The following is a 23,650-nucleotide window of genomic DNA, read 5'->3' as shown; positions in this document are numbered from 1 at the left end:
AATTAAGGATGAAGAGTAATCGTTGCGTAAGGCTGCGTTTAAGACGAGTCGACTACTTTGTGGCGGCTCAGTTTGCGTTGCTGACCGGATCAATGATGAATGCGCAGGCGCGGGATTACTTCGACCCGGCGCTGCTGGAGCAGGGCGCTCCCGGGCAGAGGGCTGTTGATCTTTCCTCTTTTGAGAATAAAGGGGGCCAGATCCCCGGGACCTACCGGGTAGACGTTTTTCTCAATAATCAAAAGATGGAAACCCGTAACGTTGACTTCAGCGCGATCAGGGGCGCGGCAGGCAATACGGCTCTGTTGCCGTGTATCCCGGTCGACGATCTGGCCAACTGGGGTGTATTGACACAAAAATACCCGGGACTCGGCGCATCAGGTCACGTCTGCGCCAATTTGGCAGCCATTCCCCAGGCAAGCAGTGATTTCCGTTTTAACCGGCAAGAGTTACTGCTGAGTTTACCGCAGTCGGCGATGAATAATGCGGCTCGTGGTTGGGTGGATCCAAAACTGTGGGATGAAGGGATCCCTGCGGCCTTGTTTAACTACAGCGCCACCGGAGCTAACAATTACGCCAAACATGGGCGAGGTAGTAACAGCAGTAGCCAATACGTTAACTTGCGCCCGGGCATTAACATGGGTCGCTGGAGACTACGCAACTACACCACCTGGAACCGTTCTGACAGCGGCTCCAATGGGAAAGCCAAAAATGACTGGGATACAATTTATACCTACGCCCAGCGCGACATCATCGCCCTCAAGAGCCAGTTGACGCTGGGTGACAGCTCCACTGCGGCCGATATTTTTGACAGCATCCCGTTCCGGGGTGCACAACTGGCCTCGGATGACGACATGCTACCAGAGAGCTTGCGCGGCTATGCGCCGATTGTGCGGGGGATCGCACGCAGCAACGCCCAGGTCACCGTCCGTCAGAACGGTTATGTGATTTATCAGACTTATGTGTCGCCGGGCAGTTTTGAAATAAACGACATGTACCCCACCGGCGGCTCGGGTGACTTGAATGTGACCATCAAAGAGTCTGACGGCAGCGAACAGCTACTGATTATTCCTTTCGCCTCCCTGCCGGTATTGCAACGAGAAGGCCGCCTGAAATACGCTGTCACCACCGGGGTTTACCGTTCTTATGACAACAGCGTGGACCAGACTCCGCTGAGCGAGGGCACGGCGATTTACGGCCTGCCGGCCGGTTTTACCCTTTACGGAGGCGGGCAGTTAAGCAGCCAATATCAGTCACTGGCGCTGGGGCTGGGCAAAAACCTAGGTGATTTTGGTGCGTTGTCTACCGACGTCACCCAGGCCTGGTCTAAACAGCGTAATCAGGAGAGAGAGAACGGGCAGTCCTGGCGTGCGCGTTACAGCAAAAACTTCGTGCGAACGGGCACCAACGTTGCGATGGCCGGTTACCGTTATGCCTCGGATGGCTATTGGGGCATGCAGGAGGTGTTGGACACCTACACCAGTGGCAGCAGCTATTGGATGCAGGAGCGCAGGCGCAACCGGACCGAACTGACCCTGTCCCAGGATCTGTGGGTAGTCGGTGGCAACCTGGGGTTGACGGTAGCGCGAGAAGATTATTGGAATACCGACCGACGAATGGCGTCGTATAGCGCCAATTACAGCAACGGCTGGAACGGGATTAGCTACGGGCTCAGTTACACTTATAACCGCAATTCAAGCCAGAACTACGGTGCAAGCAGCAGTGGCCGTATTTATGACAAAGACCAACTGTTCGCCTTCAACCTGAGTGTGCCGCTGAGCAAACTGTTCGGGGAGACTTCTTCTACCTATGTGAACTACGCGGCCAATACCAGCAAAAACGGCAACACCACGCACAGTGCCAGCGTGAGCGGAACCACACTGGCGGATAACAACCTGAGCTGGAGTGTGCAGCAGGGTTACGGTACGCAAGGGCAGGGCAACAATGGCAGCATCAATGCCGACTGGCGTGCGACCTACGGCGAAGTCAATGGCGGCTATGCCTATGACAGTAACAACCAGCGTCTGAATTACGGTTTGCAGGGTGGGATTGTCGCTCATGAGAATGGCGTGACGTTGGGCCAACCGCTGGGTGAAACGGTGGTGTTGGTGGCTGCCCCGCAGGCCAATGGGGTTGCTGTTCAAGGGCAAACCGGGGTGAAGACCGATTTCCGTGGTTATGCTGTGGTGCCCTATGCCAGCCCATATCGTAAAAATGCGGTGACGCTCAATCCCGAGACTTTCAGTGACGATACGGAAGTGGTCATTACCACCCAGACGGTTATTCCCACTCGCGGCGCGGTGGTCAGGGCCAACTTTCAGACCAATGTCGGCAACCGAGTATTAATGACCTTGCTGCATGCGGGGGGCAGCCGGTACCTTTTGGTGCTATTGCTATAGAGACCGATCTGGTGGTCAACGATGCCCAGGGCTTTATTGTGGGGGAGGGGGGCCAGGTTTACCTGACGGGGTTGAGCCCGAACGGAAAATTAAAAGTGCAGTGGGGCAACAGTATTGATGAACAGTGCTCGGTCGCTTACAGCCTGTCAAATAATACCCAGGGTATTTTGAATATCACCGAGCAATGCCGATAAACATTCCATGTTACGTTGGTTACATCGAATTATTTTAAGGTGGGAAAATGAATATATTATTTATAATTGAAAGCTTTGCAAAATTGACCAGTACTAACAGTGTTTCAGTGTCTACCCCACCGAAATGGTTTCGACCAATGATTCGCCATTTATAGAGTAGTTTAATACAATGGTAACGGCATATTACAACTAATGCTATCAACCAATAATTATATCATTTAATTAAAACACACAGACATATGATAATTATCAAAAAAAGCTATTTCACTTGTAATGGCAGTGGCGATCTTATTTGTACTTTTGGGTGCCACTGCGGCTCCTGTAACCGTCAATATTACGGGCAATGTTGTTGCCGCTGCTTGTACTGTCGATAATAACGGTATTTATAGCGTTATTATGTCTGATGTTAACGCTGCGACTCTGAGCCCGGCTAACTCGTCGGGTATCTGGAAAAATTTTGACGTGACCCTGAGTAATTGCCCCGAAGGTACCTCTACGGTGACTGCTAATTTTGATGGTACAGCGGATGGCACCGATGCCAATAAATATGCTAATGCTATAGGGGTGGGCTATGCCACCAACGTCTCGGTCCAGTTGCAAAACCGTTCTGGCACAGTGGCCGACAAAGGGAAAAACAGCACCATGACGGTGAATGTTGATGCCAGTAAAAATGCCACTTTTGATCTGCAGACGCGCCCCTACAGCACTATGGGCGGTGTTACCGTCGGGGATATCAGCACCGTTGTGTCAATCAACTTTACCTATAACTGATGGCGCCATCATCAGGCGGGAGGGTAATTCATGTTAAAACGTCTTCTTTTTCTCAACATCCTGCTTTCCATTTTCGCTGTCCTGTCGGGCACGAAGGCCGGAGCTGCCGATGTGATTATCACGGGCAAAGTGACGGCGGCATCCTGTACTGTCAGCCATGTTTTGGTCGGTGGACAGGGGGTTAATCTCGGTACATTGGGAAGAACGCAGTTCCAGCATGCTAACGATACGGGTGACTGGAAGAACTTTAGCCTCGACCTAACAAACTGCCCGACAGGTACCAGCCAGGTCACGGCGGTGTTTACCGGCACAGCAAGTGGCCCGGGTGGCACATTATTTGCCAATACTGAACCGGTTGCCACCGCCGCGTCTAACATGGCAGTGCAAATGGCAAAAGACACCAACCCTGGCTCAGTATTATCCAATGGCAGCACCATGACGGCCAATGTGGATAGGACCACCGGGATCGCAACATTTCCTCTGATGGCCCGCCTTTACACGCCGTTAGGCAGCGTACAGGCGGGGCAGGTGTCCAGTAGTGTATTGGTGAATTTCACCTACCAATAATGCCTGACCATTTTCGTATTATTATAATGATATTATCATTTGATGATTCCAATGTATGGAAATATATAAGTGTCTTATTGTATTTGTGTGGGGTTTTAAATAACCCCCCCTCCTTTATTTTATGTTTTTGTAATTGACGGATTTGGAAAGGATAAATTAAATTTTAACGATCAATGAAAATCGTTATGGAGAGAAAATTAAATTATGATAAACCTAGCGTTGATATTGAGTATTTTATCTGCTCCGTATTAATTCTATAACTAGGCCTGCATGATCGACTTGGCAAAAATAGCATGTTGTAAGTTGAGCACGAAGGTTAGTTAAATATACTTTTAAGAATATATGTTCTCATGGGGAGGTAGTCAGTATCGATGGAAAAGAAAAAATAAAGGCTCATTATATTACTGTAAGCGTTAGTTATCTACGCCAATTTTATTTCATAAAGGATAAACAATGATTCATTTCATAAAAATGATCACTTTCTTAATTTTAGCAGGGTTTTCATTAATAGCTCAAGCGAATTGCACTATATCTAATGCTATGGCAGTCAACCCCGTCGGTCCTTTAACATATAAGGGGCAAGCAGATGGTGCTGTAATTGGATCTCAAATAGGTAGCGGGTGGGGAGGCTCTGTCACGCAGCCTACAGTTTTTGGTAACTGCGGAGGAGCGACTAAACAGAATGCCTATGTTAAACCAAGAGATATCCCGACAGGTGTTATATATAGCAACGCAGGTATAAATTATCCGATTTACCCAACAGGGGTTAACGGTATAGGTTACGTTATTGGAATTAAAGACCCCTATGCATCAGCTTACATATCGATTTCACCTCCACAGGTACAAACATTTCCCACAGCTGGTGTGTCTAATGATCCGAGGAGTTCTATAGGGTATACAGCGCAAGTTCTATATGTTATTACAGGGACTTTGAAAACGGGTACTTATGTTGTTCCAAGCAAAATTATTGCTGATTTGACAATTACAAATGCTATTACTGGTGCAATGTTTGCCTCTCCGACAACTCTTACATTGGGGGGTGACTATTAATGTCACTGCATATGCTTGTTCTTTAAATTCTAGCAATATTACGGTACCTCTTGGTGATACCAAAGTTTCACAATTTAAAACGATAGGCAGTACATCTGTACAAAACGATTTTAATGTGAGTATGAATTGTGATGCATCTGCAAGAGTAAATGTTTCAATGAGCGCTATAGCTAATACCGATGTCAGTAGTAACGATGTTATTGCATTGACAGGGGCTGGTGCTACAGATGTAGCTAGTGGGTTAGGGGTGCAAATTTTGTATAATGGTGATGCACTGAAGTTAAATAATAATATCGTCTTAAAGACATCTGCCGGTGGGCAAGAAACTTTCTCGTTCATTGCACGATATTATCAAACCAAAGCTACTGTTACCCCAGGTAAAGCTAATGCGGTTGCAACATTAAATCTAACTTATCAGTGATAATGCTTATGGCCAATATATTTAATTTGCTATTAATTAAGAAAAGAGATGGTGAAGTTTATCAGATAATGCTTCTGATTAGGTTGAGCTTGATGCATAATTCGGATTTTTGATATGGGCTCATAGCCCGCATTAATGTCGATTGTCTAAATAGCTGTTCCAAATAGTAGATCACTAGAAGGGAACTCAGTCCGATTTAAGCGATCTGATCAATCGCTGAATATCCCAAACCACTCAACCGGACTGAGTTATGCCGATAATAGCACCGATACCCCGAGACGAAAGACGCCTGATACTGAAAACTATTCACAAAACACGCGACAAAGGTCATGCCCGCAGACTGACCGCGATGCTTATGCTTCATCGTGGTGACAAAGTCAGCGACGTTGCTTTTATTGTTATTTATCAACCAGTCTACTCACCGTGGGTCAACCACGTAGAGCGATTCATCCGGTTTACGTCGCCAGACCGCCATTATCAGCGCATCCAGTGCCAGTTCGCGTGAGAGGGTCGGCTTTATCGACCAGCCCACCACGTTACGGGCGAAGAGGTCGATAACCACCGCCAGATACAACCAGCCCTGCCAGGTCCGGATATAAGTGATGTCGGTGACCCAGACCTGATTGGCCTGGACAACGGTAAACTGCCGCTGCACGCGATTAGGGGCAACCACTGAAGGTCGGCCGGCGATACGCCGTGGCGCTTTATAGCCACGCACGGCTTTAATCCGGTTCAGTTGCATAATACGGCCCACCCGGTTTTTGCCGCAGGTTTCCCCGATTTCGTTCAGATCGCCATGAACCCGCCGGTAACCGTATACGCCTCCGCTCAGTGAATAGGAATCACGGATAAGCGTCAGCAGACGCTGGTTATCTTTATCACTCGCCGAGACCGGGTTGTGCAGCCACGGGTAGAACCCGGCCCGGGCGACATTCAGTACCCGACACATCGTCATCACACCCCATACAGTGCGGTGCTCATTGATAAAGCGGTACTTCAGTCGGGCTCCCTTGCAAAGTACCGCGCGGCCTTTTTCAGGATATCCCGTTCTTCTTCGGTGCGTTTTAGCTGCGCGCGTAGTTTCAGGATCTCGCTTTTGGCTTCCAGTAAATCCTGGGCATGCTGTTCGCTGTTATCAGGCTTGATAGCCCGTAGCCACTTGTAGAGGCTGTACGCAGAAACGCCCAGACGGTCGGATACTTCGGCAACGGAATAACCGCGCTCCGTCATCTGACGGACGGCTTCTTCCTTAAATTCAGGTGTAAATCGTGGTGTGCCCATATACTCCCCCTATGCTCAAACTATAGGGCAGGATCGTCTACCGGGGTGGGGTCAGTCCAGTTTTTGAACCTGCTTTAGGTGCATTTTTCTTGTGCCCGAGGCGATCAGTTAACTTAACCTTTAGCGCCGTTTCAACGGTCAGCATACGGGAAAACTGATTGAGGCCGGTTTCGGTTTTAAGGCCTTTAACCAGTTCAGTTGCGAGGGCTTTAAGTTCCTTTTCGTCCATAATTTGCCTGTCTCCGTTGTTGGAGTGAACATATCAAAAACAGGCAGATACACAATTTTACTTACAGTCTCCCTCTAGAGGTTAGAATGAATAACGGCGCTTTTGCGCCGTTATTATAAGAAATAACCAAGGTTAGAAGTTGTATTTCACCCCCAACATCACACCCGTATCGCTGTAGCCTTTGTCACCCACCTGCTGGCCGACATTGCCCCAGACATTCAACTGCTTGCTGATTTGCCCTTCGATACCCAGCTTCAGCTCACCGATGTTCTTAGACCCGGCCTGCTTCACTTCTGCGCCATTCATTGTGGTGCCGAAGTCTTTGCTGTTGTGGATCCAGTTGGCCTCCACAAACGGCTGGAACTCACGGTCTTTACCATTATCCATAGCATGATGGCCTTTCATATAGGCACGCACGCCCAAACGCGTCTGGATATTGCCGTCACCCTGGCCGCTCACCTTAGTGCCGTTGGTTTCACGATGCTCGTCCGCCTTGACTCCCATCCAGGTTACCTGTGCTTTAGGCTGGACAAAGTATGTCTTGGTCTTGGCCGCATTTTCACCCAGGTTGAAGGTATAGCCGCTCTCCACCGAAGCCGTCACCCCTTTCGACTTGTACTCTTCGGCTGACAGTCCTTCGCCCTGCACGCTGTTGTTGAACCAACTGTATTGTGCCCAGCTGTCTACATACAATCCGGATTTATCTTCCTCGTTGGCATACCAGGTACCATACACACCCAGGTTGTAGCCATCAACCGAGCCATCAGAGCGGTATCCGGAACGGTTCGAACGGGTATTGCTCTTGCTGTTACCGTAACCGGCCATGACCCCCAGGTGGAAACGATCAAGATCATTGTTGCTCCATTGGGCAATATCACCCCCCAACTGCAAGACATAGCGGTTGCTTTGCGTTTGCAATTGACCAGAAGCGTCGCGTGAACGGGTGTGACCGCCTTCATTGCGCATCCACATGCTGGTCACTTTCCGCTCACCGGTCAGCATGTCGATATACTGGGTTTCACCCAGGCGATCGTGCAGACGCGTCACAAACATAGTGTTGGCCGCGGCCAGGTTGGCAGTGTAGCTACCAGCTTCCGGCCGCTGGGTTTCCTGCCCAGGATTGGCTGGGTTTTCCGGCTCTGTCGGGTTCTCGGGATCGGTCGGCGTTCCCGGTTCATCCACGTAATTGCTCAGGTACCAGTTGGCGGCATTGCTGCCTGCTCCCCGGATGAGGCTGTAATCATAGGCACCGGCGACAATACGCCCGCTCTGCTCGAACTCACCTGCTGACTGACCATTCACCTGGATCAGCTCGATACCGTTGAGGGTTTGTGCGCCCAGACCGCCGGCATTATCCACGCTGACACGCGTGGTGCCGCTGGTGTTGCCGTTGACCACCATGTGGTCGGTCAGTGAACTGTCATCGCCCAGCACGGTGTTGAAATGCAGCAGGCCGTTGTTGCCGTTATAGTTGCCCTCGACCACTAGTTGGTTGCCGACCGCACTGTTCGGGTTGCCAATAAACACCATACCGCTGTTGTTCAGGTTGCCGCCAACGGTAAATACCGGACTGCCCGCAGACTGAAGGGCAAAGTCTTGCACCTCGGCCGCCGTCGGGCTGCCGACAAACAACATCCCCTGGTTATCGATCGTCCCCGCAACGCCACCAAAACCGCCCATAAAGGCCCCGCTGGCAATATTCACCTGCTGGCTGGCCAACGTCATCGGCACCTCGCTGCTGCCCAGTATCAGGCCGCCCGCATTAATGTCCGTCTGGCCGGTGTAGGCCGCTGTTTCGGTCAAGGATACCGTGCCTGCGCCATTTTTAGTCAGGCTACCGGTACCGGACACGCTGTTTTCCAAGGTCCAGTCCGTGGCGGAGTTCAAGACCAGCGAACCGTTGTTGGTCACCGCCGCGCTGCCCAGATTGTCCGCCTGTGACACCGCCAGTTGGCTATCTTGGTTGATATCAAACAGGCCGCTGAACAGGCTGTTATCACCGCTGGCCGCCACGTCGCTGTTATTTTGCAACACCACACTGCCTGCATCACTGATGGCATTGACCAATTCACCGGTCGCACCTTGCAGGGTCAGCAAACCGGCGTTGACGATGTTGCCACTGCCCAGACCCGCCGTGTTGTTGAGCACGGCTTGTGCATCACTGGCAATGATGGTGGTGACGGTCAACGCGTTATTGGCTCCATTAACGGTCAAGATATCGGCGGCAAGGGTCAGCGTACCGCTGCCGGCCAGTTCACCGTCAGATACACCGCCCCGACTCAGGGTCAGGTTGCCGTTATTGACATTTAATAACGAGCCCGCCGTTCCATTCAGTTCACCCACCGTCTGGTTGCGACCGTTCATGTCAAAGGTGGTCTCTGCCGCCAGTGACAATAGCGAGGTATTGCCCAGCACGTTATCATTCAGCATCTGCAAGGTACCGTTGCGCACCTCGGTCATGCCGGTGTAGTCGTTGTTCCGGTTAGACAGTGAAACATAGCTGCCCGCTCCGGTATCAATCGCCAAATCACCGCTGCCGGTAATTCTGGCACTCAGATCGGCTGCCGCACCGGTTTTATTGGTGGCATACAGTGACAAGGCCTCTGCGCCGCTGCCCAGCAGGTCGACTTCCGTCAGGCCATAGCTCACATACAGACCATCATTACTCAGCCCACTGCTCAGACGGTAATCGTAGGTGCCTTTCGCCACCGTGGTGCCGTTCTGCACGATATTGGCCGTGGTGCTGTCGGTGATCACATTGCCATCCTGGTCTTTCAGTACCAGGTTACCGCCATTGCCCTGCACTGCCACATCACTCACCGCCAGTTGCAACAGGGTATTGCCATCATCCTGCTCCATGATGGGCAGTGCTGGATTGACCGGCGTCTGGCTGTTGTCGACGCTGTCGATGTCCACGACCACGGTACCGGTGCCCAGCAGGTTCATCTCTTTCGTGGTATGAATGGTGCTTTTCGCCACCGTTTCACCCGGGGTGCCGGTATCGAATTTCGCCGTCCCGCCATCAAAGATCAATCCGCCAATGGTCTGGATACCGTCCCCAACTGTGGTGAAGCTGTCCGCCCCCAGCTTCAAGGTGGCATTAATCAATGCTGCCGTGTTATCCGCCGCCAAATCAAAGGTGGAGTGGCCCAGCGCCAGCACCCCATTAAAGGCATTCTGAGCAGCATTGGCGGTAAAGTTGAACGCATTACCCGCTGTATTGACCGCAACCGTGCCCAGGCCGTTCAATTTGCTGTTAAAGTTCACGGCATTGAGGTTGTTGACCTGCAACAGGCTGCCATCCCCCAGGTTAAAGCCGGTATTCGCGTTATCATCCTGATTGTCCCCCAGTGCCAACAGCACATTGTCCAAAGTCAGCGTGGAGTTGTTGATCAGATTGATGTATTCCATATTCTGGATAGCATCCACATTGCTCAGGGTATACAGCGAGCTGTCCAGCGTCAGGGTGTCGCTGCCCGTGCCGCCGTTCAGTGAACTGAATACGCCAGTATCCGCCAGTGTCAGCCCTTTCAGAATGAAGGCATCATCACCGCTGCCGGTGGTGAAATCAGTCCCTTGACTGCCTTGCATCAGGGTGACGGTGTTGTTGCCCGCCAACAGGTTGACCTGGCCGACAATGCTGCCGCCCGTCTGGTTGGTAAAGGCAACACCATTGCCGGTGGTATTGGTTATCGCTTCCTGCGCCGCGCTATGGGCCTGTATAGTGCCGTTGTTGACGAAACCGGTGACAAACCCATTGTTGATGTCCACTACCGGGCTGGTGAGAGATTGTGAAATCAGTTTGCCCGACTGGACGACATGACCGGTGGTTCCACCAACAATCAGTGCCGCTCCACCCGCCGCATCGTTGACGTTCACGCTGGCACCGGTGTTCAGATCCTGGCGAGAATTGCTGACAATCCCTTTGCCCGCGGCTGAATTGACGTTAATCACTAAATCTGCTGAGTCGGACATGTCCAGAGTGTTGTTGGTAATGCTACCGTCGGCATTGGCAAACAGAATACCCGTGCCGCTGCCGTTGACATTGATCACGCCAGAGTTGGTCGCCGCCATAGACGTCCCGGTACGAACGCCCGCACCATCGCCAACGGTCAACGTGGTGTCTTTGAGCCGTATTCCGGCGATTTCCGCACTGTTTTCAATCGCATTACCGGTACCGCCTGCCATCATGGTGATGGTGGCGCCGTCAACCGTCAGCGCCGTGGCCCCGGTATCCAGCAGTACGCCATGCGCCGTGCCGCCCGCCTGGGTTTCGCCATTGCCGGACAGGGTCAGGCTCGCTCCTGCGCCCAACAGATAAGCAGCTGTACCGTCGGTGGCCTTCACGATTCCGGTGTTATTGACAACGGAACCCGCGCCCTGAATATTCACGGCAGTGCCGTTGACAGTAATACTGTTCTGGTTGGTCAGCGTACCCCCACTCACCAGCACCCCGGTGCTGCCCGCCTGGGTAAAATCAATTGAGCCGGTGTGGACCAGTTCGCCGCCGTTGCGGGCGATATAGCCATACGCGCCCGACGCCGTGTTGCCGGTGGTGAGCACAGCCGCACTGTTCAGTACGGATTTGCCTTTGGGCCCCGTGGGGTTGCCATCCAGGCCGTAGTAGTTTCCATCCACAATCCCGGCCGTTGCGCCGCTACCACTTAACGTCAGGCTGGCATCAGCCGTGATGGTACCGACAGCCCCACCTTCGACTTTCACGCCGCTGGTGCCATCCCCCATCAGGTTCATCGCCAGGGCACCGGAACTAAAGTTGCTGCCCGTACCGGTGACCTGAATAAGCGATGAGTCCTGGCCGGTGGCATTCATGGTAGACGCGTTTGTCCCCTCAAAGGAGGCGCCTCTATCAACACGATACAACGTAGAACGGTTCGTTGAGACCGTCTCCTCCCCAGGGCAGTGTTGTTAATGCTTGCACCCGCACCGTAGATCAGGTAGCCCACCTGTTTTTCGCCGGCAGTAAACGCCACCTGGCCGTTGCCGTTGACGTTGATGGTGCCCCTGTCTTCGGCAACCACACCGATAGCGCTGTCACCGGTAAGGCTCACCTTACCCGAAAGGTTAGCCACCGCGCCTGCGCCTATCGCTTGAATACCGTAGTTCGCTACATTAGTGGCAGTATCAAGCCCTTTATTGACATAAATGTTACCCGCATTCGTCGCGGCACTGTTGTCCAGCACTTTCATGCCTACCGTATTAATACCATTAATAATGATATCGCCATTATTGAAGACATTTTGGGCTCCAGAGCCAGAGGAAATACCGATATTCTGTTTGCTGACGACCCCAGGGACTGTGCCTGCGCCGTTCAGTTCGATGACCCCGTTCTGGTTGACCTGCGTCCCCGCCCCCTGAGCCAGGATCCCTGTTGCGCCTTCAGTTTTACTGCCAATTACGATTTTACCCGTGGCATTGTTGTTGAAGATCGCATTCTGAATCAGTTTTACTGCAAAAGAGGCTTGGCTGATCGCCAGATCGGTGGTGGCATCGCCCAAGAAGCGCTGGGCAGTACGGCCAATATTGATGGTGCCGTTGTTATCAAAGGTCGAGCCTTTTTGAACGTTGACCCCTTCAGTGGTCGCTCCTGTAGAGGATAAATCCGGCGTTGTGGAAATATTGATAGCGCCGTTATTCGTAAAGGATGAAGTATCGTCAATAATGGCAGCTTTGGTAAAACCACTGTTGCCGGGTGTTGCCGTATTAATTACGCCATTGTTAATCACCGTCGAGGCACCATTGGCCAATATTGCCGTGTGTTTGCCGTTAGCAACATACAGAGGTACTGAAGACGTGGGAGTGGGTTTAAAATCGGCCATCTCCGTGTTGGTGCCAGCATCCAGCACCCCCGTCGCCTCATTGATTACCGTACTGTTGGTAGCAGAAATGAGCCTCGTTCCACCTGTCGTTGCTGCCGCAGAACCCAAGGTTCCGGCGTTATTCAAGGTTGCACCATCCTCAAGACGCACAACAGAAATATCACTGTTGTAGGCCTGGATATTCGCGTCTGCAGCAATGTTGACTATGGCATGTTGCCCGGTGCCATGGATAAACGCGACCCGATCGGCATCAATGAGATGATAGATGGCATCGTTGGGGTCAATCCCCATATCAACGTATATGGGGGTAACCTTCGGTGATAAGTTGGAGCTACTTGCCGGATAGTAGGCCAGTGCCAGCTGTTTCTGATAACCTTTAGTGTCAAGCACAACCGTGCCGGTTCTAATGGCATTGATCAACGCGGTATTATAATTTTGGAAGTCAGCAAAGTTCTGTACGTTTTGCGGCCCTAAAAGACTGGTGAATGAACCCACGAAATTATCGAGTGGTGGGTTGGCAATGGCGGTACTTTGATCACGAATGTTATTATTTAGATTCCCCATGTCAACGACAGTCTTGGAATTATAGTTGAGCACCGTGTTCAGGGCTGAACTATTGTCGGAAGTAACACGGAAGGCGGAAGCGGTTGTCATCACGGGCTCGCCTGGTAAGCCTTTCTTGCTTCCCTTAAGAATAGCGCTAAAGCGGTTATCTGCACTATTAACCCAATCTGCGGCTACACTGCCGACATTGACATTTAAATCGCTACCGTCTTGCAACTGGAAGAAGTTGCGGTTTATATATTGTCCATTCTCACCCGCAGCGGTAGAGACCGTGACGTCAAAATTGGCAAGAGGTTTGATCGACATTTTGTCGTTGCTGTACACATCGATTGATATGTCAGCACCCGTTCCTTTGGGATCCGGGAAACTTGTGGTAACAAGAGAACCTATATTGAAAATATTCTTACTAATCAGGTTTTCCGCACCGTTAAGAAAATTAGCGGCGGGAATATTACCTAACTTGGTGTTGACAGAACCACGATTACCGCGGGCTATCGTGCTGAAACTACCTGTGAGGTTATTGCCAGTTCCCGAAATCAGCTGTTCAAAATCAACCTCTGGAGTAAACGCCGGGACATCAATATCGGCAGCAAATACCACGTGCCCGCTCAAGGCCAATAGCAAAGTCAGTGCTATCTTACTCAAGTGGGATGGGGCCGCTAAACGCAAGTCATCACTGACCGTCGACGTGGAACTTGATTGACATTTTTTTCCTGATTTAACGAACTCAGGTACCACATCGAAACGATTCAATGCGGCATTCCAAATAACTTTAAACACTCTGTTCATAATATTCCTAGGTTATAATTAAAGTAACATCGATGAAAATAGCAAATCTTCCTTAACAACTAAGTGGTTGCATAAAATTCCAAAAACCTGTGCAAATCATGTTTGTATTGGTATTCAGGATTCCTCTCTGTTCCTTGAGTTATTTTCAATAAAGTCACTAATCTGTTCTCCAATCCTAGTTTTCTAAAAAAACTACATTTATAATGACTAATTGTTTTTAAGCTTCTTCTTTTTATGAACGCGATTTCCGATAAAGAATGCCCAGCAGAAAGCATCCTGACAACCTCTATCTCATAAGAAGTTATCGCATTTTTATTTTTTTCTCACCATATATAGATTTTCTTTGTGATATGGCTGCACTGAATTCGTCAATGAGTATCTTCGTAGGCAAAGTGATATCAATATGTTTATATTCATGGCACGCAATAGCGTTGAATATTAAGTTATTTCTCTCATCGCCAAGTAAGATAATTTTCTCATACGGGATATACTTGCAATATTTGAGAAAAAACTCACTGTAGTACAGCAAATTACATTCATTGAGTATAAAAATAATTCTATCAGTATCTATCAAGTCAAGAGGATCACTTGCATCTGCATCTTTGATTTCAGCACCTGGATATAGGTCGATAAGAATAGAGTGTAATGCCGCACGCGAAAATGTGCAGTTACTGAAAATGACAATCCCTTTCATGGCTAGTTATCCTTTATTAACCATTTTCGTCAGAAAATAAAAAAGCCAGCAAAAACCAAAACGTTATTGAAAAAATAACGGCAAAAGCCCAAACAAAGCACCAACTTAAATGTGAAAAAATGGCGTTATCTATTTTCATTGAATAGCACACATTAGTTCATCTGAACAAATTGTAGTCAGAAAATTCCCGGCAAGATAATCGTTTAAAACGATCGATAATAAAATCATGATAGGTTTTTACTATCAATTACAAAATAACGATCGTTAAAACATATCAATGTATTTGATCTATAAGGGGTAACTAATTATCTGAAGCATATGAATTGCGTGATCGTTTTATACTGAAGAATTGTCACTGGAGAGCATAAAAAAGCGTGAGGCAGTCACCGAAAGAGTCGCTTGCCTGGGCAAGCAGTCCGGGCAGCAGAACGTCGTGTGGCGGAAGTCACCCGTGCTGCCGGTGAACAGACCGGAGACCGGGGAAACAGTGGCTATTGGCCCGGTCTTTTTGATGGGCAGCAAGCACGATTGTTGAAGATTAATATCAGGGAGGATTTTTTTCACGATATTGAACAAAGGGGGCTACCCTTGTCGCATAAGGTTCTGCGGCGCTGCCTGAAATCGATAACCCGATCACCAGGTTACTTGTCACGAATACTAACGAATGCCCCTCGATATGATCTCGACGGAGAGGTTCAGGGCTATGTAACCGAGCTTGAGTCCCAACTGGCATTAGAACGTCTTGCGCTTACGGAGGACCGATAAAAGTTGGCAGTTATCCCAGCAGTAACCCCAGACCGGTTGCTTCCATGTGCAACAGCACAGATAACAGCAACCCGCCGCTACGCATACGCGCTATAGATGTAATAATCCCGACTAGGAACATCTCGACCAGCGTGCTTAGGTTCTGGTACTGCGAATGTACAACAGCAAAGAGCAGTGAGGTGAACACTGCACCCAACCATAACGTCCATCGCTGCCGCGAATGGAACACGTTCGTCATGAAGCCGCGAAAAAGCGTTTCTTCATTCAGCGGCGCAAGCACAAAAATGGTGAGGGTCGTGGTGACAATCCCAGCCAGCGTTTTGCTATCATAGAGCGTCGTTACAAAAGTCTCAGTTGGCTGACCGGTCGTCTTACCCCAGATATATTCCGCTATGTACAGTACCGCCATTGCGCCAACAAGCCACAGTGCGCCGACGTTGTGCAGTTGGCCGACAACAGGTAGTGGAGCAACCCAGCGCCGGTACACGAAAAACACGGGCAACAGATAAATGAATACGACACCGTGGCTGGCAAACATCGCGTGCTGCCCTTCGCCGTAAAGAAGAACGGCTTGCCCCATGACAAAAAGCGTTCCCCAGATGATGGCCCAGGCTGACATCAAAACGAGTAGAAACTGAAGGTATTTGTTGCGCGTGTGAATCACTCTTTCTCCTGTCTATTTTAATAAGGATCGTTCATGACACATACCTCTATTTGTAAGGGCCCGCAATCGAAATCCCTTCGACTCGCAATCAGCGCCGATTTTGGTTCACATTAATTGAAAATGAAAAACACTACCGGCTCACATTACGTGATACTGAGCTCGCATTTAGCCTGCCCGGCTCGCAATCCATTGCCCCTAGCTCACAATAACTGCAAATGAAATTTACGCTGATTGTATAAGCCATACTATGATTTCCTCCATGTCGGGATAGCTGTCGGATTTGGATTGCATTGTGGCCTGACTACACACTACTTTTCATGTTATTGAGAGGAAATTATGATTAGATATATTTTTATGTGTTTTACTTTGATACCTTTTTTTGTGGCGCTGCTGAGAACGGCTTTAATCACTCTAGTGTCTTTGTAAGTTTAAAGCAGTTGCAATATGTTAAAGATAATCTATCCAGAGAGCCGTGGAAGTCAGCCTACGAAAGGGTTTTACAAGACCCTCTCGCTGACAAACATTATGAACCACCCTCTGGAGTACTGTTGAATGTGGTTCATCTTCTAATCCAAATAATGGATGTACGGATGAAGTAAGGGATGCTCAAGCCGCTTATACACAGGCGCTGTTGTGGAGGCTTAGTGGTGAGACTGTCTACGCTGAAAATGTACGCAAAATTTTTAATGCCTGGGCTAATACCCTCACGGGGGGACATACCAATAGCAATGGACCATTGCAGGCATCCTGGTCCGCAGCAATGTTCACCCGGGCTGCTGAAATTGTTAAGTACACTTACACCGGCTGGCCTCAATCAGAAAAAGACAAGGTGAATAAATTATTTGCGGAGCAGTATAGCCTCGATATTTCACGAATGTTTTCCGGTAGCTACGCTTGCTATAATAAGAGCTGGCATGCGAGTGCGATAGAGGCGATGTTAAATATTGCAGTTTTTAATAAAAATACGAAGTGGTTCAATGATGCCATTGAGAAATGGCACAGCCTTGTCCCGTCCTATATTTATCTATCGTCCGACGGTTCCAGACCTAAAAACGTCTCATGGTGTTCACGTAATGACTCACAAATAAATGCATACTGGAATAACCCCAAAAGCTATGTTGAGGGTTTGACACAGGAAAGTTGTCGTGATTTTGAGCATACTGCTTATGGCCTAGCGGCCATAATCAATACTACCGAGACAGCCAGGTTGCAGGGTATTGATTGATATCAGGATAACTCCAAAAATGCTCAGATGCGCATTATTAAAGCTATAGAATTGCACAGTGCATACCAGGCTGCTGTGTTATCTGATAAATTATGCCAAAACTATGATGGCTACAAACTCAATACTAAAGGTACATTTGAAGTCGGATTTAACCAGTACTCTGTACGTCAAGGACTTGACCTCCCTCACACTGCTGAATTTCTGGTAAGCACCAGGCCAACCAAAGGGCATTTTCATTACCTCTGGGAGACATTGACTCACGGTTTAGTTGGTGATCGTAACTAAGATAACTGACCTTCCCGTGGGCAAAGCCATATTAAACCCGTCCGTTTTAGGTAAACCCAAAGCAGTCAACCCGGTGAGACAGTTTTGGGTTACCCTACCTAAACACCTGGGAAATACCATGGCTAAAATTTAGTTACCCACCAGATCCATTATTGGTAACATAATAATTTTTATCTGCCTCAACGATTTTACTATCGATGACAGATATAAGATTTATTTTTTGCCTCTTCAGGGGTGTAAGTTATTCGATTAGACTCACTATAAAGAATGTTATTGATCATGTCATTAGTTAAATTAGTGCATGTTTTATATGTTTTTTTGAACATATTATTAAACCTTCTGCTTTCATTACTCATTTCATGAATGTTATTTGGCCTCACATCCCCATTGTAATTAATAAATGATGGGTGAAGGTAAATATATCCATCAGGTAAGGAACGTCTGTCCTCTGCTGCGCAAAGCATGATGGTCGCTGATGAGCCAACTGTTGACATGGCTATCGTGGTTACAGGGATTCTTGAACTTTTAATTACAGCTGACGCCATTAACCCTGCGTCCATATCTCCCCCATAGCTATTAATATATAGATAAATTTTCTTAGTGTCTGAGCTTTTATTGATTTCATCAAAAACACTGACCAATCGACTGATTGATGATGTATTCATATCACCAGAATAGTATATTTTTGCAATTTCATTAGCCGGGTATGATTTCTGAATAGAAGCAGCATTGACTACCGAAATTGATAATACGGCGCATGCCAGAATTGGTGATATGAAATTTTTCAGCATAATAACTCTTTGTATTTTAGTTTATGAGATGTTATTGAAACCACTGTTTATTTTTGCCATTCATAGCAAACGATGGATTCAAGTCCGAAATGCAACACTAAACTACCTGTCTTAGACCTGCAAACACTATCGAAGACCGCTGAACTCAGACACTTTTCAGTGCTACCTGATAGAGCTGTAACGCCGCATAAACACAGCCAGTTGAGATGAACAGCGCAACAGAATTCTGGCAGTTGGTTTGTCGATATGACAATGTCTATTTGCAGTTATTGTTAGCTCGGGGCAATGGATTGCGAGTCGAAGGGATTTCGATTGCAGGCTCTTACACGTAGGTAAAGCGATCGCCGATATCAAAACTAAAATCATCAATCACGGTCCGGAACGGATTATCCGGAAAGCCAGTGCCACCGTCGTAAGAGATACCGTAATCTTTGCCGTGAATATGAAACTGATGGAGGTAGTCATCTCCCCTGCCCTGCATGATCTGGAAAATGAAGTGAAGTGCGGCTAGCGAAGTATCAGCAGCGATTCTTAGCTGGTGCTAGACCATGGGACTTACGCCACGAACAGCGATTTTGATGACGTAAATCTTCGTGGCAGGCAACAGGTGAAATGATGGCAGTTATTCTACCTTCAACAGTAAGTTATTCGATGACGTGCCCCACGTTTTTTCATGCTCTCCATTAACCGTCAGCCGTAAAGCCAAATTATGCGGATAGGGGGCAAAGTATTTTTGCGTCAGCAGGTAGCTATCTGGGTATTCGCCCAAATAATGCTTAAGCAGTGTTAACGGCGCGAGTATTGGCAGCAGCCCCTCGCGATAGTGAAGGATCACGTCATGCAGTTCGCCGCGTTGACGCGAATTTAGTTGGTTACGAAAATACCCTTGAATGTGCATCAGTACGTTGGTGTGATTCTTGCGCGAGGCGGGTTTTCTGAGGATCGTCATCAGTTTTTCGCGATAAGCTACGAAGAATGCGTCCAGATCTTCCCACTCGTGCAACGAGGCGACAAACGGTCCAATTTCTCGATAGCCTTTTTGGTGGTGCGCCAGCAGTTGGAGTTTGTACCGGCTGTGGAAGTCCAGCAGCGCATGGCGGGTCAGACCGTTGGCCTTCAGGGTGTTCAACTCGTGCAGGGCGAAGATGCGCTCGACAAAGTTTTCCCGCAGTACCGGGTCGTGCAGGCGGCCATCTTCTTCAACCGGTAACCACGAGTATTTCTCCAGCAGCGCCCTGGTAAAGAGGCCCACGCCCTCCTTACGCCCGCGATTGCCCTTTTCATCGTACAACCGCACGCGTTCCATGCCGCAGCTCGGCGATTTGGCGCAGACGATAAAGCCCGATAGTCCGTCCAGACGTGAGAGATAGGAATCCGTGAATTCGGTCATTTTCTCCGTCACATCGTCGTGAGGCGCTTTGCTGAATTGCAGCCGAAAATCCCCTTCAGCGGTCTGAACCAGACGCAGGGTCGGATGGGGAGAGGGCAGGCCGATGGCCATCTCCGGGCTGACGGGTTTGAAGGTCACCCACTGCGCCAGCCCGTCCATGACAAAGCTCATGCGTTTATGTCCGCCGTCAAACCGAACAGTCGAACCGGTTAAACATCCGCTGATCCCAATGACGGGTTGCTTATTCATGTCGCGATCCTCTTACTGTTCTTTTCGGGTGAAGAAAAGCGTCACCTGACCGACAGTGATACCGAATTTCTTCATCTCTGTTTTATTAAAAAGATGCGTGTCATCCTGCAGGTACATCCAGTCATCAAAGTGAAGCAGCCAGGTACTGCCATTGGCTTTCACGTTCATGCTGTAACGCCAGTTAAAGGCATTGCCTTCGGCCACGCCGCTGGCCACACCTTCAATATCGCCCGCGGTGCCTTCGTAGCGATTGGCGCTGACGCGCCGGATATGCCACACCCGTTGCTGCTTCTCGCCATCGTCATAGACAAAGTGTTCATTTAGCGTCAGCGTGTCGCCGATGACGTTGCCAGTGATTTCCACGTGGAAGCGGCGCAGCTGTTTTCCGCTGCGGTCCTGTACCATGCCCCATGCCTCGGTTTTCCCCTGGAAGTAGTGGAAGATATCGAGCGGCGGTTCTCGATGCCGATAGTCGCTGATGTCTGTGCTACAACCCACCAGAAGCATCATCAGCGCCAGGCCAAGTGTCAGAATGCGTTTCATTTTTCACCTCCGATCAACTGCTGACGTAGTTCGGGATATTGCGTGCGTGGATCGAGCCAGATGGCCAGAAAGTTTGTACTGAAGGCTGCAGACTGGCTGGAGCCGAGCGGGGTAAAGCTTTTTCTGCCGCCGAGGCGCGATACCAGAACTGCCCCTGCTTACCCTTGAGAACAAAGGTAAGCTGCGAGCCCGGCGTGACGTCCGGCCAGAGGGACTGCAGCATGCGCAGCCAGGCTTCGCTCTGTGGTTCGCGCTCCAGGATCCCCTGCGCCTGCCACTGGTAACGGGTAGCTTCGACCAACTGGTCGCGATCGATGTCGCGTTTGTAGGTAATAATCAGCGCCTGATCCTGCTCCGGCCCATGATACCGACCATCCGGCGTGCTCAGTTGGGAGGTATAAACGGTAAACGGCCCCCATGTGAGGCTGGCATCACCCACTTTGCGCCAGCTTAACCAGTCGGCGGCATGGGCGACGGGCGCGATGGCCGCCAACCACAGCAGCATCAGTAAAGAGGTTCTCATTGTCGCCTCCCCGTCAGAATATGGAACAACAGCATCAGAACCAGCCAACCCGGTGCTATCCAACTGACGACGATCAAGGTCGGCTCCCGGAAGGTAATGGCACCCAGACGTTCGCCAATCACATACGCGACGGGACCGCCAACGGTTGCCAGCAGAGCCAGCATCCACCCCGGCAGCGTGGTCGTGTGGATCAAGTGGATCCAGACGGTGGCGAACATCAGCCACAGCGCCATCATCCACAGGGGCAACAGTGCGTCGCTGTTAAAGCCGAACAGCCCCGTCTGCACCCAGAGGGCATCCAGACTGCAGCCCGCTGCGGCCAGCAGCAGGGCGTAAACACGGTGTGCAGGCGACAGCATCAGACAGGCCAGGATCGCCAGGGCGAGCCACAGAAACAGGCCGCGCTCGCGAAACAACACTACCAGCGTCCAGTAGAGATCGAACGCGAGAGCCATCAGCACGATCTGCACAGAGCGGTTCATACGCGCTCGGCGGTCAGTTGCACCACGCTGATGGTGCGTGCGTTAAAACCGGCTTCGCAGTAGCCAAAGTAGTAGAGCCACATACGGCGGAACCTGTCATCGAAACCGAGCTTTTCAATGTCCTGCCAGGCGTGCAGAAAACGCTGCCGCCAGTGCGTCAGCGTGCGGGCATAGTCTGGCCCCATATCGAACAGATTACGGACGACAAAATCGGTGTGACGCGTCATCAGTTCACTCATTGCCGTGATGCTCGGTAGGAACCCGCCGGGGAAGATGTAACGCTGGATAAAATCGACGCTTTTGCTGTAGTCGCGGTAGCGCTGATCCTGAATGGTGATGGCCTGAATCGCCATTCTGCCGCCCGGGCGCAGGCGCGCCTGACAGGTGCGGAAGAAGTCCGGCAGGTAGCGTTTACCCACGGCTTCAATCATCTCAACCGATACCAGTTTGTCGAATTCTCCGGTCAGGTCGCGGTAGTCGCACAGCAGAATCTGTACTCTGTCTTGCAATCCCGCACGGGTAATCCGCTCTGTAGCCCAGATGTACTGCTCCTGCGACAGCGTCGTGGTAGTGACGCGGCAGCCGTAGTGACGGGCGGCGTATTCCGCCATTGCCCCCCAGCCGGTGCCGATTTCCAGCAGATGATCGCTTGCGGTTAGCGCCAGTTGTTCGCACAGACGCGCCATTTTTGCCTGCTGGGCCTGGGAGAGTGCCTGGTCGTCGGCGGTGAACAGCGCGCTGGAGTAGAGCAGATCTTCATCGAGAAAGTGCGCATAGAATTCGTTACCCAGGTCGTAATGGGCGGAGATGTTTTCCCGCGCCTGTTTGCGGTAGTTACGCCGCGTCCAGTGGCGAAGCCGCTCCAAGGGATTGCCCAGCAGGCGAAAGCCACTTTCCAGCCTTCCCAGCACCTTGCCGTTGAGGGCCAGGATCTGCAAAAGCGGGGTTAACTGATGCGTCTCCCACTCACCCTCCATCCAGGATTCGGCCGCGGCGAGGCTGCCGCCGGTGAGCAGACGCCAGTAAACACCCGGCGTGAGGATTTGCACTTCAGCACGCAGCGTGGAGGACTCATCACCAAAATGGAGGGGCTGCTGTCCTTCTCGCACGGTGAGCGAGCCCTCGCGGATACCGCTAAGCAAACGAAAGAGTAGCCAGCGCGCGATACGGGCGTTACGAGGGATATCGGATTCAAGCGCAAAGGCAGGATCGGTCATAAGCGCTAACTCCTTCTGACGGGATGGTTGTACAACGGCACGCGTTTAAGCCACAGCCGTAACGCTTGCCAGTAAATCGCCAGGATGGTTTTCAGGGTCATCAGCGGTATGCGCAGCAATATCGATCTCAGGGTCGCACGCGTTAGGTGCTCACGGCGAAGCGCGAGCGTGGCGTCGAACACCTTCGACTCCTGATGATTTTCGATATGCATATGCAGCGTTTTACCGGGGGCGTTGAAGCGCCAGTGATAGACCATATCCATCGGGTTAAACGGGGAGACATGGAAGGCTTTCGGCTGCGGGCGAGCCACCTGGCCATCCACCGCATAGTAATGGCGCTCGTTCCACGGGGTGTTGCGCACTTCGGCCAATATCCAGCGCAGGATGCCCGTACTGTCATAGCAGTAGTAGAGATTGATCGGATTAAAATGGAGGCCGAAATAACGAAGCTGGGTCAGGAGCATGACGCGGCCATCGGGACGTTCCCCGGTCAGGGTTTGCAGCCGGTCGAGGGCGTTCTCTTTAAGCGGTGCGCCGAGTGGGTAATCCGCGTCATGGAAGGTGGCCGCGGCAAATCGATTACGGCGGATCCCCGCCGACGGCAGCGCATCCAACTCGTCCAGATCGATCCAGGCCATAAACACGTTATAGCGAAAATGGTGTGATTTCGGCTGGAAGCGACGATGGCGTAACACACCCTGGTAAAGGCAGCTGTTCATC

Annotated in this window: 14 protein-coding genes and 8 pseudogenes; 8 read left to right on the top strand and 14 right to left on the bottom strand. The window is 50.4% G+C overall.

What is annotated here, in order from left to right:
- Nucleotides 1–8: 8 nt before the first annotated feature.
- The 6 genes and pseudogenes from ACQ86O_RS02525 to ACQ86O_RS02500 all read left to right on the top strand — a co-directional run.
- A pseudogene (locus ACQ86O_RS02525) lies at nucleotides 9–2,593 on the top strand (fimbria/pilus outer membrane usher protein).
- Between the two features lie 273 nt (nucleotides 2,594–2,866).
- Nucleotides 2,867–3,364, top strand: a complete 498-nt coding sequence (locus ACQ86O_RS02520; protein ID WP_431224008.1) for a fimbrial protein — start codon at nucleotides 2,867–2,869, stop codon at nucleotides 3,362–3,364.
- 30 nt (nucleotides 3,365–3,394) lie between these two features.
- A complete protein-coding gene (locus tag ACQ86O_RS02515; RefSeq protein WP_431224007.1) occupies nucleotides 3,395–3,931 on the top strand; it encodes a fimbrial protein in 537 nt (178 codons plus the stop codon).
- A 453-nt stretch (nucleotides 3,932–4,384) separates the two neighbouring features.
- A complete protein-coding gene (locus ACQ86O_RS02510) occupies nucleotides 4,385–4,981 on the top strand; it encodes a hypothetical protein (protein ID WP_431224006.1) in 597 nt (198 codons plus the stop codon).
- Nucleotides 4,971–5,402 (top strand): fimbrial protein, encoded by a 432-nt coding sequence (locus tag ACQ86O_RS02505; protein ID WP_431224005.1) that lies wholly within the window; start codon nucleotides 4,971–4,973, stop codon nucleotides 5,400–5,402. Before ACQ86O_RS02510 ends, ACQ86O_RS02505 begins: the two co-directional genes overlap by 11 nt.
- A 250-nt stretch (nucleotides 5,403–5,652) precedes the next feature.
- Nucleotides 5,653–5,793, top strand: a pseudogene (locus tag ACQ86O_RS02500) (IS630 family transposase); the annotation flags it as partial.
- Nucleotides 5,794–5,835: 42 nt separating this feature from the next.
- Here ACQ86O_RS02500 and ACQ86O_RS02495 read toward each other — a convergent pair.
- From ACQ86O_RS02495 to ACQ86O_RS02475, 5 genes and pseudogenes are all read right to left on the bottom strand, one after another.
- Nucleotides 5,836–6,683: pseudogene (locus ACQ86O_RS02495) on the bottom strand (IS3 family transposase); the annotation flags it as partial.
- Between the two features lie 58 nt (nucleotides 6,684–6,741).
- Nucleotides 6,742–6,912: pseudogene (locus tag ACQ86O_RS02490) on the bottom strand (IS256 family transposase); the annotation flags it as partial.
- Between the two features lie 132 nt (nucleotides 6,913–7,044).
- A pseudogene (locus ACQ86O_RS02485) lies at nucleotides 7,045–14,102 on the bottom strand (autotransporter outer membrane beta-barrel domain-containing protein).
- Nucleotides 14,103–14,161: 59 nt separating this feature from the next.
- Entirely contained in the window at nucleotides 14,162–14,377 is a 216-nt protein-coding gene (locus ACQ86O_RS02480; RefSeq protein ID WP_431224004.1) for a hypothetical protein, read from the bottom strand.
- A gap of 26 nt (nucleotides 14,378–14,403) precedes the next feature.
- Nucleotides 14,404–14,796 (bottom strand): hypothetical protein, encoded by a 393-nt coding sequence (locus ACQ86O_RS02475; protein WP_431224003.1) that lies wholly within the window; start codon nucleotides 14,794–14,796, stop codon nucleotides 14,404–14,406.
- A 435-nt stretch (nucleotides 14,797–15,231) separates the two neighbouring features.
- Here ACQ86O_RS02475 and ACQ86O_RS02470 point away from each other — a divergent pair, with 435 nt between their 5' ends.
- Nucleotides 15,232–15,561 (top strand): ProQ/FINO family protein, encoded by a 330-nt coding sequence (locus tag ACQ86O_RS02470; protein ID WP_431224002.1) that lies wholly within the window; start codon nucleotides 15,232–15,234, stop codon nucleotides 15,559–15,561.
- Nucleotides 15,562–15,571: 10 nt separating this feature from the next.
- On the opposite strand, the gene ACQ86O_RS02465 is transcribed toward ACQ86O_RS02470, so the two are convergent.
- Nucleotides 15,572–16,225 (bottom strand): lysostaphin resistance A-like protein, encoded by a 654-nt coding sequence (locus ACQ86O_RS02465; protein WP_431224001.1) that lies wholly within the window; start codon nucleotides 16,223–16,225, stop codon nucleotides 15,572–15,574.
- Nucleotides 16,226–16,835: 610 nt separating this feature from the next.
- Between ACQ86O_RS02465 and ACQ86O_RS02460 the strand changes: the two are divergent.
- Nucleotides 16,836–17,450: pseudogene (locus ACQ86O_RS02460) on the top strand (alginate lyase family protein); the annotation flags it as partial.
- A 476-nt stretch (nucleotides 17,451–17,926) separates the two neighbouring features.
- Here the strand turns inward: ACQ86O_RS02460 and ACQ86O_RS02455 are convergent.
- The 8 genes and pseudogenes from ACQ86O_RS02455 to ACQ86O_RS02420 all read right to left on the bottom strand — a co-directional run bounded on the left by ACQ86O_RS02455 (nucleotide 17,927) and on the right by ACQ86O_RS02420 (nucleotide 23,649).
- Nucleotides 17,927–18,526, bottom strand: a complete 600-nt coding sequence (locus ACQ86O_RS02455) for an ATP-dependent Clp protease proteolytic subunit (RefSeq protein WP_431224000.1) — start codon at nucleotides 18,524–18,526, stop codon at nucleotides 17,927–17,929.
- Between the two features lie 322 nt (nucleotides 18,527–18,848).
- On the bottom strand, nucleotides 18,849–19,007 hold the full coding sequence (locus ACQ86O_RS02450; RefSeq protein WP_431223999.1) for a hypothetical protein: 159 nt from the start codon (nucleotides 19,005–19,007) through the stop codon (nucleotides 18,849–18,851).
- 201 nt (nucleotides 19,008–19,208) lie between these two features.
- A pseudogene (locus ACQ86O_RS02445) lies at nucleotides 19,209–20,165 on the bottom strand (YbgA family protein); the annotation flags it as partial.
- 12 nt (nucleotides 20,166–20,177) lie between these two features.
- Nucleotides 20,178–20,708, bottom strand: a complete 531-nt coding sequence (locus tag ACQ86O_RS02440) for a DUF3833 domain-containing protein (RefSeq protein ID WP_431223998.1) — start codon at nucleotides 20,706–20,708, stop codon at nucleotides 20,178–20,180.
- Nucleotides 20,705–21,231, bottom strand: a pseudogene (locus ACQ86O_RS02435) (hypothetical protein). The gene ACQ86O_RS02440 and the pseudogene ACQ86O_RS02435 overlap by 4 nt, the downstream one beginning before the upstream one ends.
- Entirely contained in the window at nucleotides 21,228–21,713 is a 486-nt protein-coding gene (locus ACQ86O_RS02430; RefSeq protein WP_431223997.1) for a DUF2878 domain-containing protein, read from the bottom strand. Before ACQ86O_RS02430 ends, ACQ86O_RS02435 begins: the two are co-directional and overlap by 4 nt.
- The gene (locus tag ACQ86O_RS02425) at nucleotides 21,710–22,930 is read right to left on the bottom strand and encodes a class I SAM-dependent methyltransferase (RefSeq protein ID WP_431223996.1); all 1,221 of its coding nucleotides are present in this window, start codon (nucleotides 22,928–22,930) and stop codon (nucleotides 21,710–21,712) included. The genes ACQ86O_RS02430 and ACQ86O_RS02425 overlap by 4 nt, the downstream gene beginning before the upstream one ends.
- 5 nt (nucleotides 22,931–22,935) lie before the next feature.
- Nucleotides 22,936–23,649 carry a DUF1365 domain-containing protein gene (locus ACQ86O_RS02420; protein WP_431223995.1) on the bottom strand — a complete coding sequence of 238 codons (714 nt, stop codon included), beginning with the start codon at nucleotides 23,647–23,649 and terminating at the stop codon, nucleotides 22,936–22,938.
- Nucleotide 23,650 lies beyond the last annotated feature (1 nt).

This window comes from Serratia sp. L9, assembly GCF_050632285.1.
Lineage (GTDB): Bacteria > Pseudomonadota > Gammaproteobacteria > Enterobacterales > Enterobacteriaceae > Chania.
The sequence above is the reverse complement of the archived record's forward strand: the minus strand, read 5'-3'. Positions and strand labels throughout refer to the sequence as shown.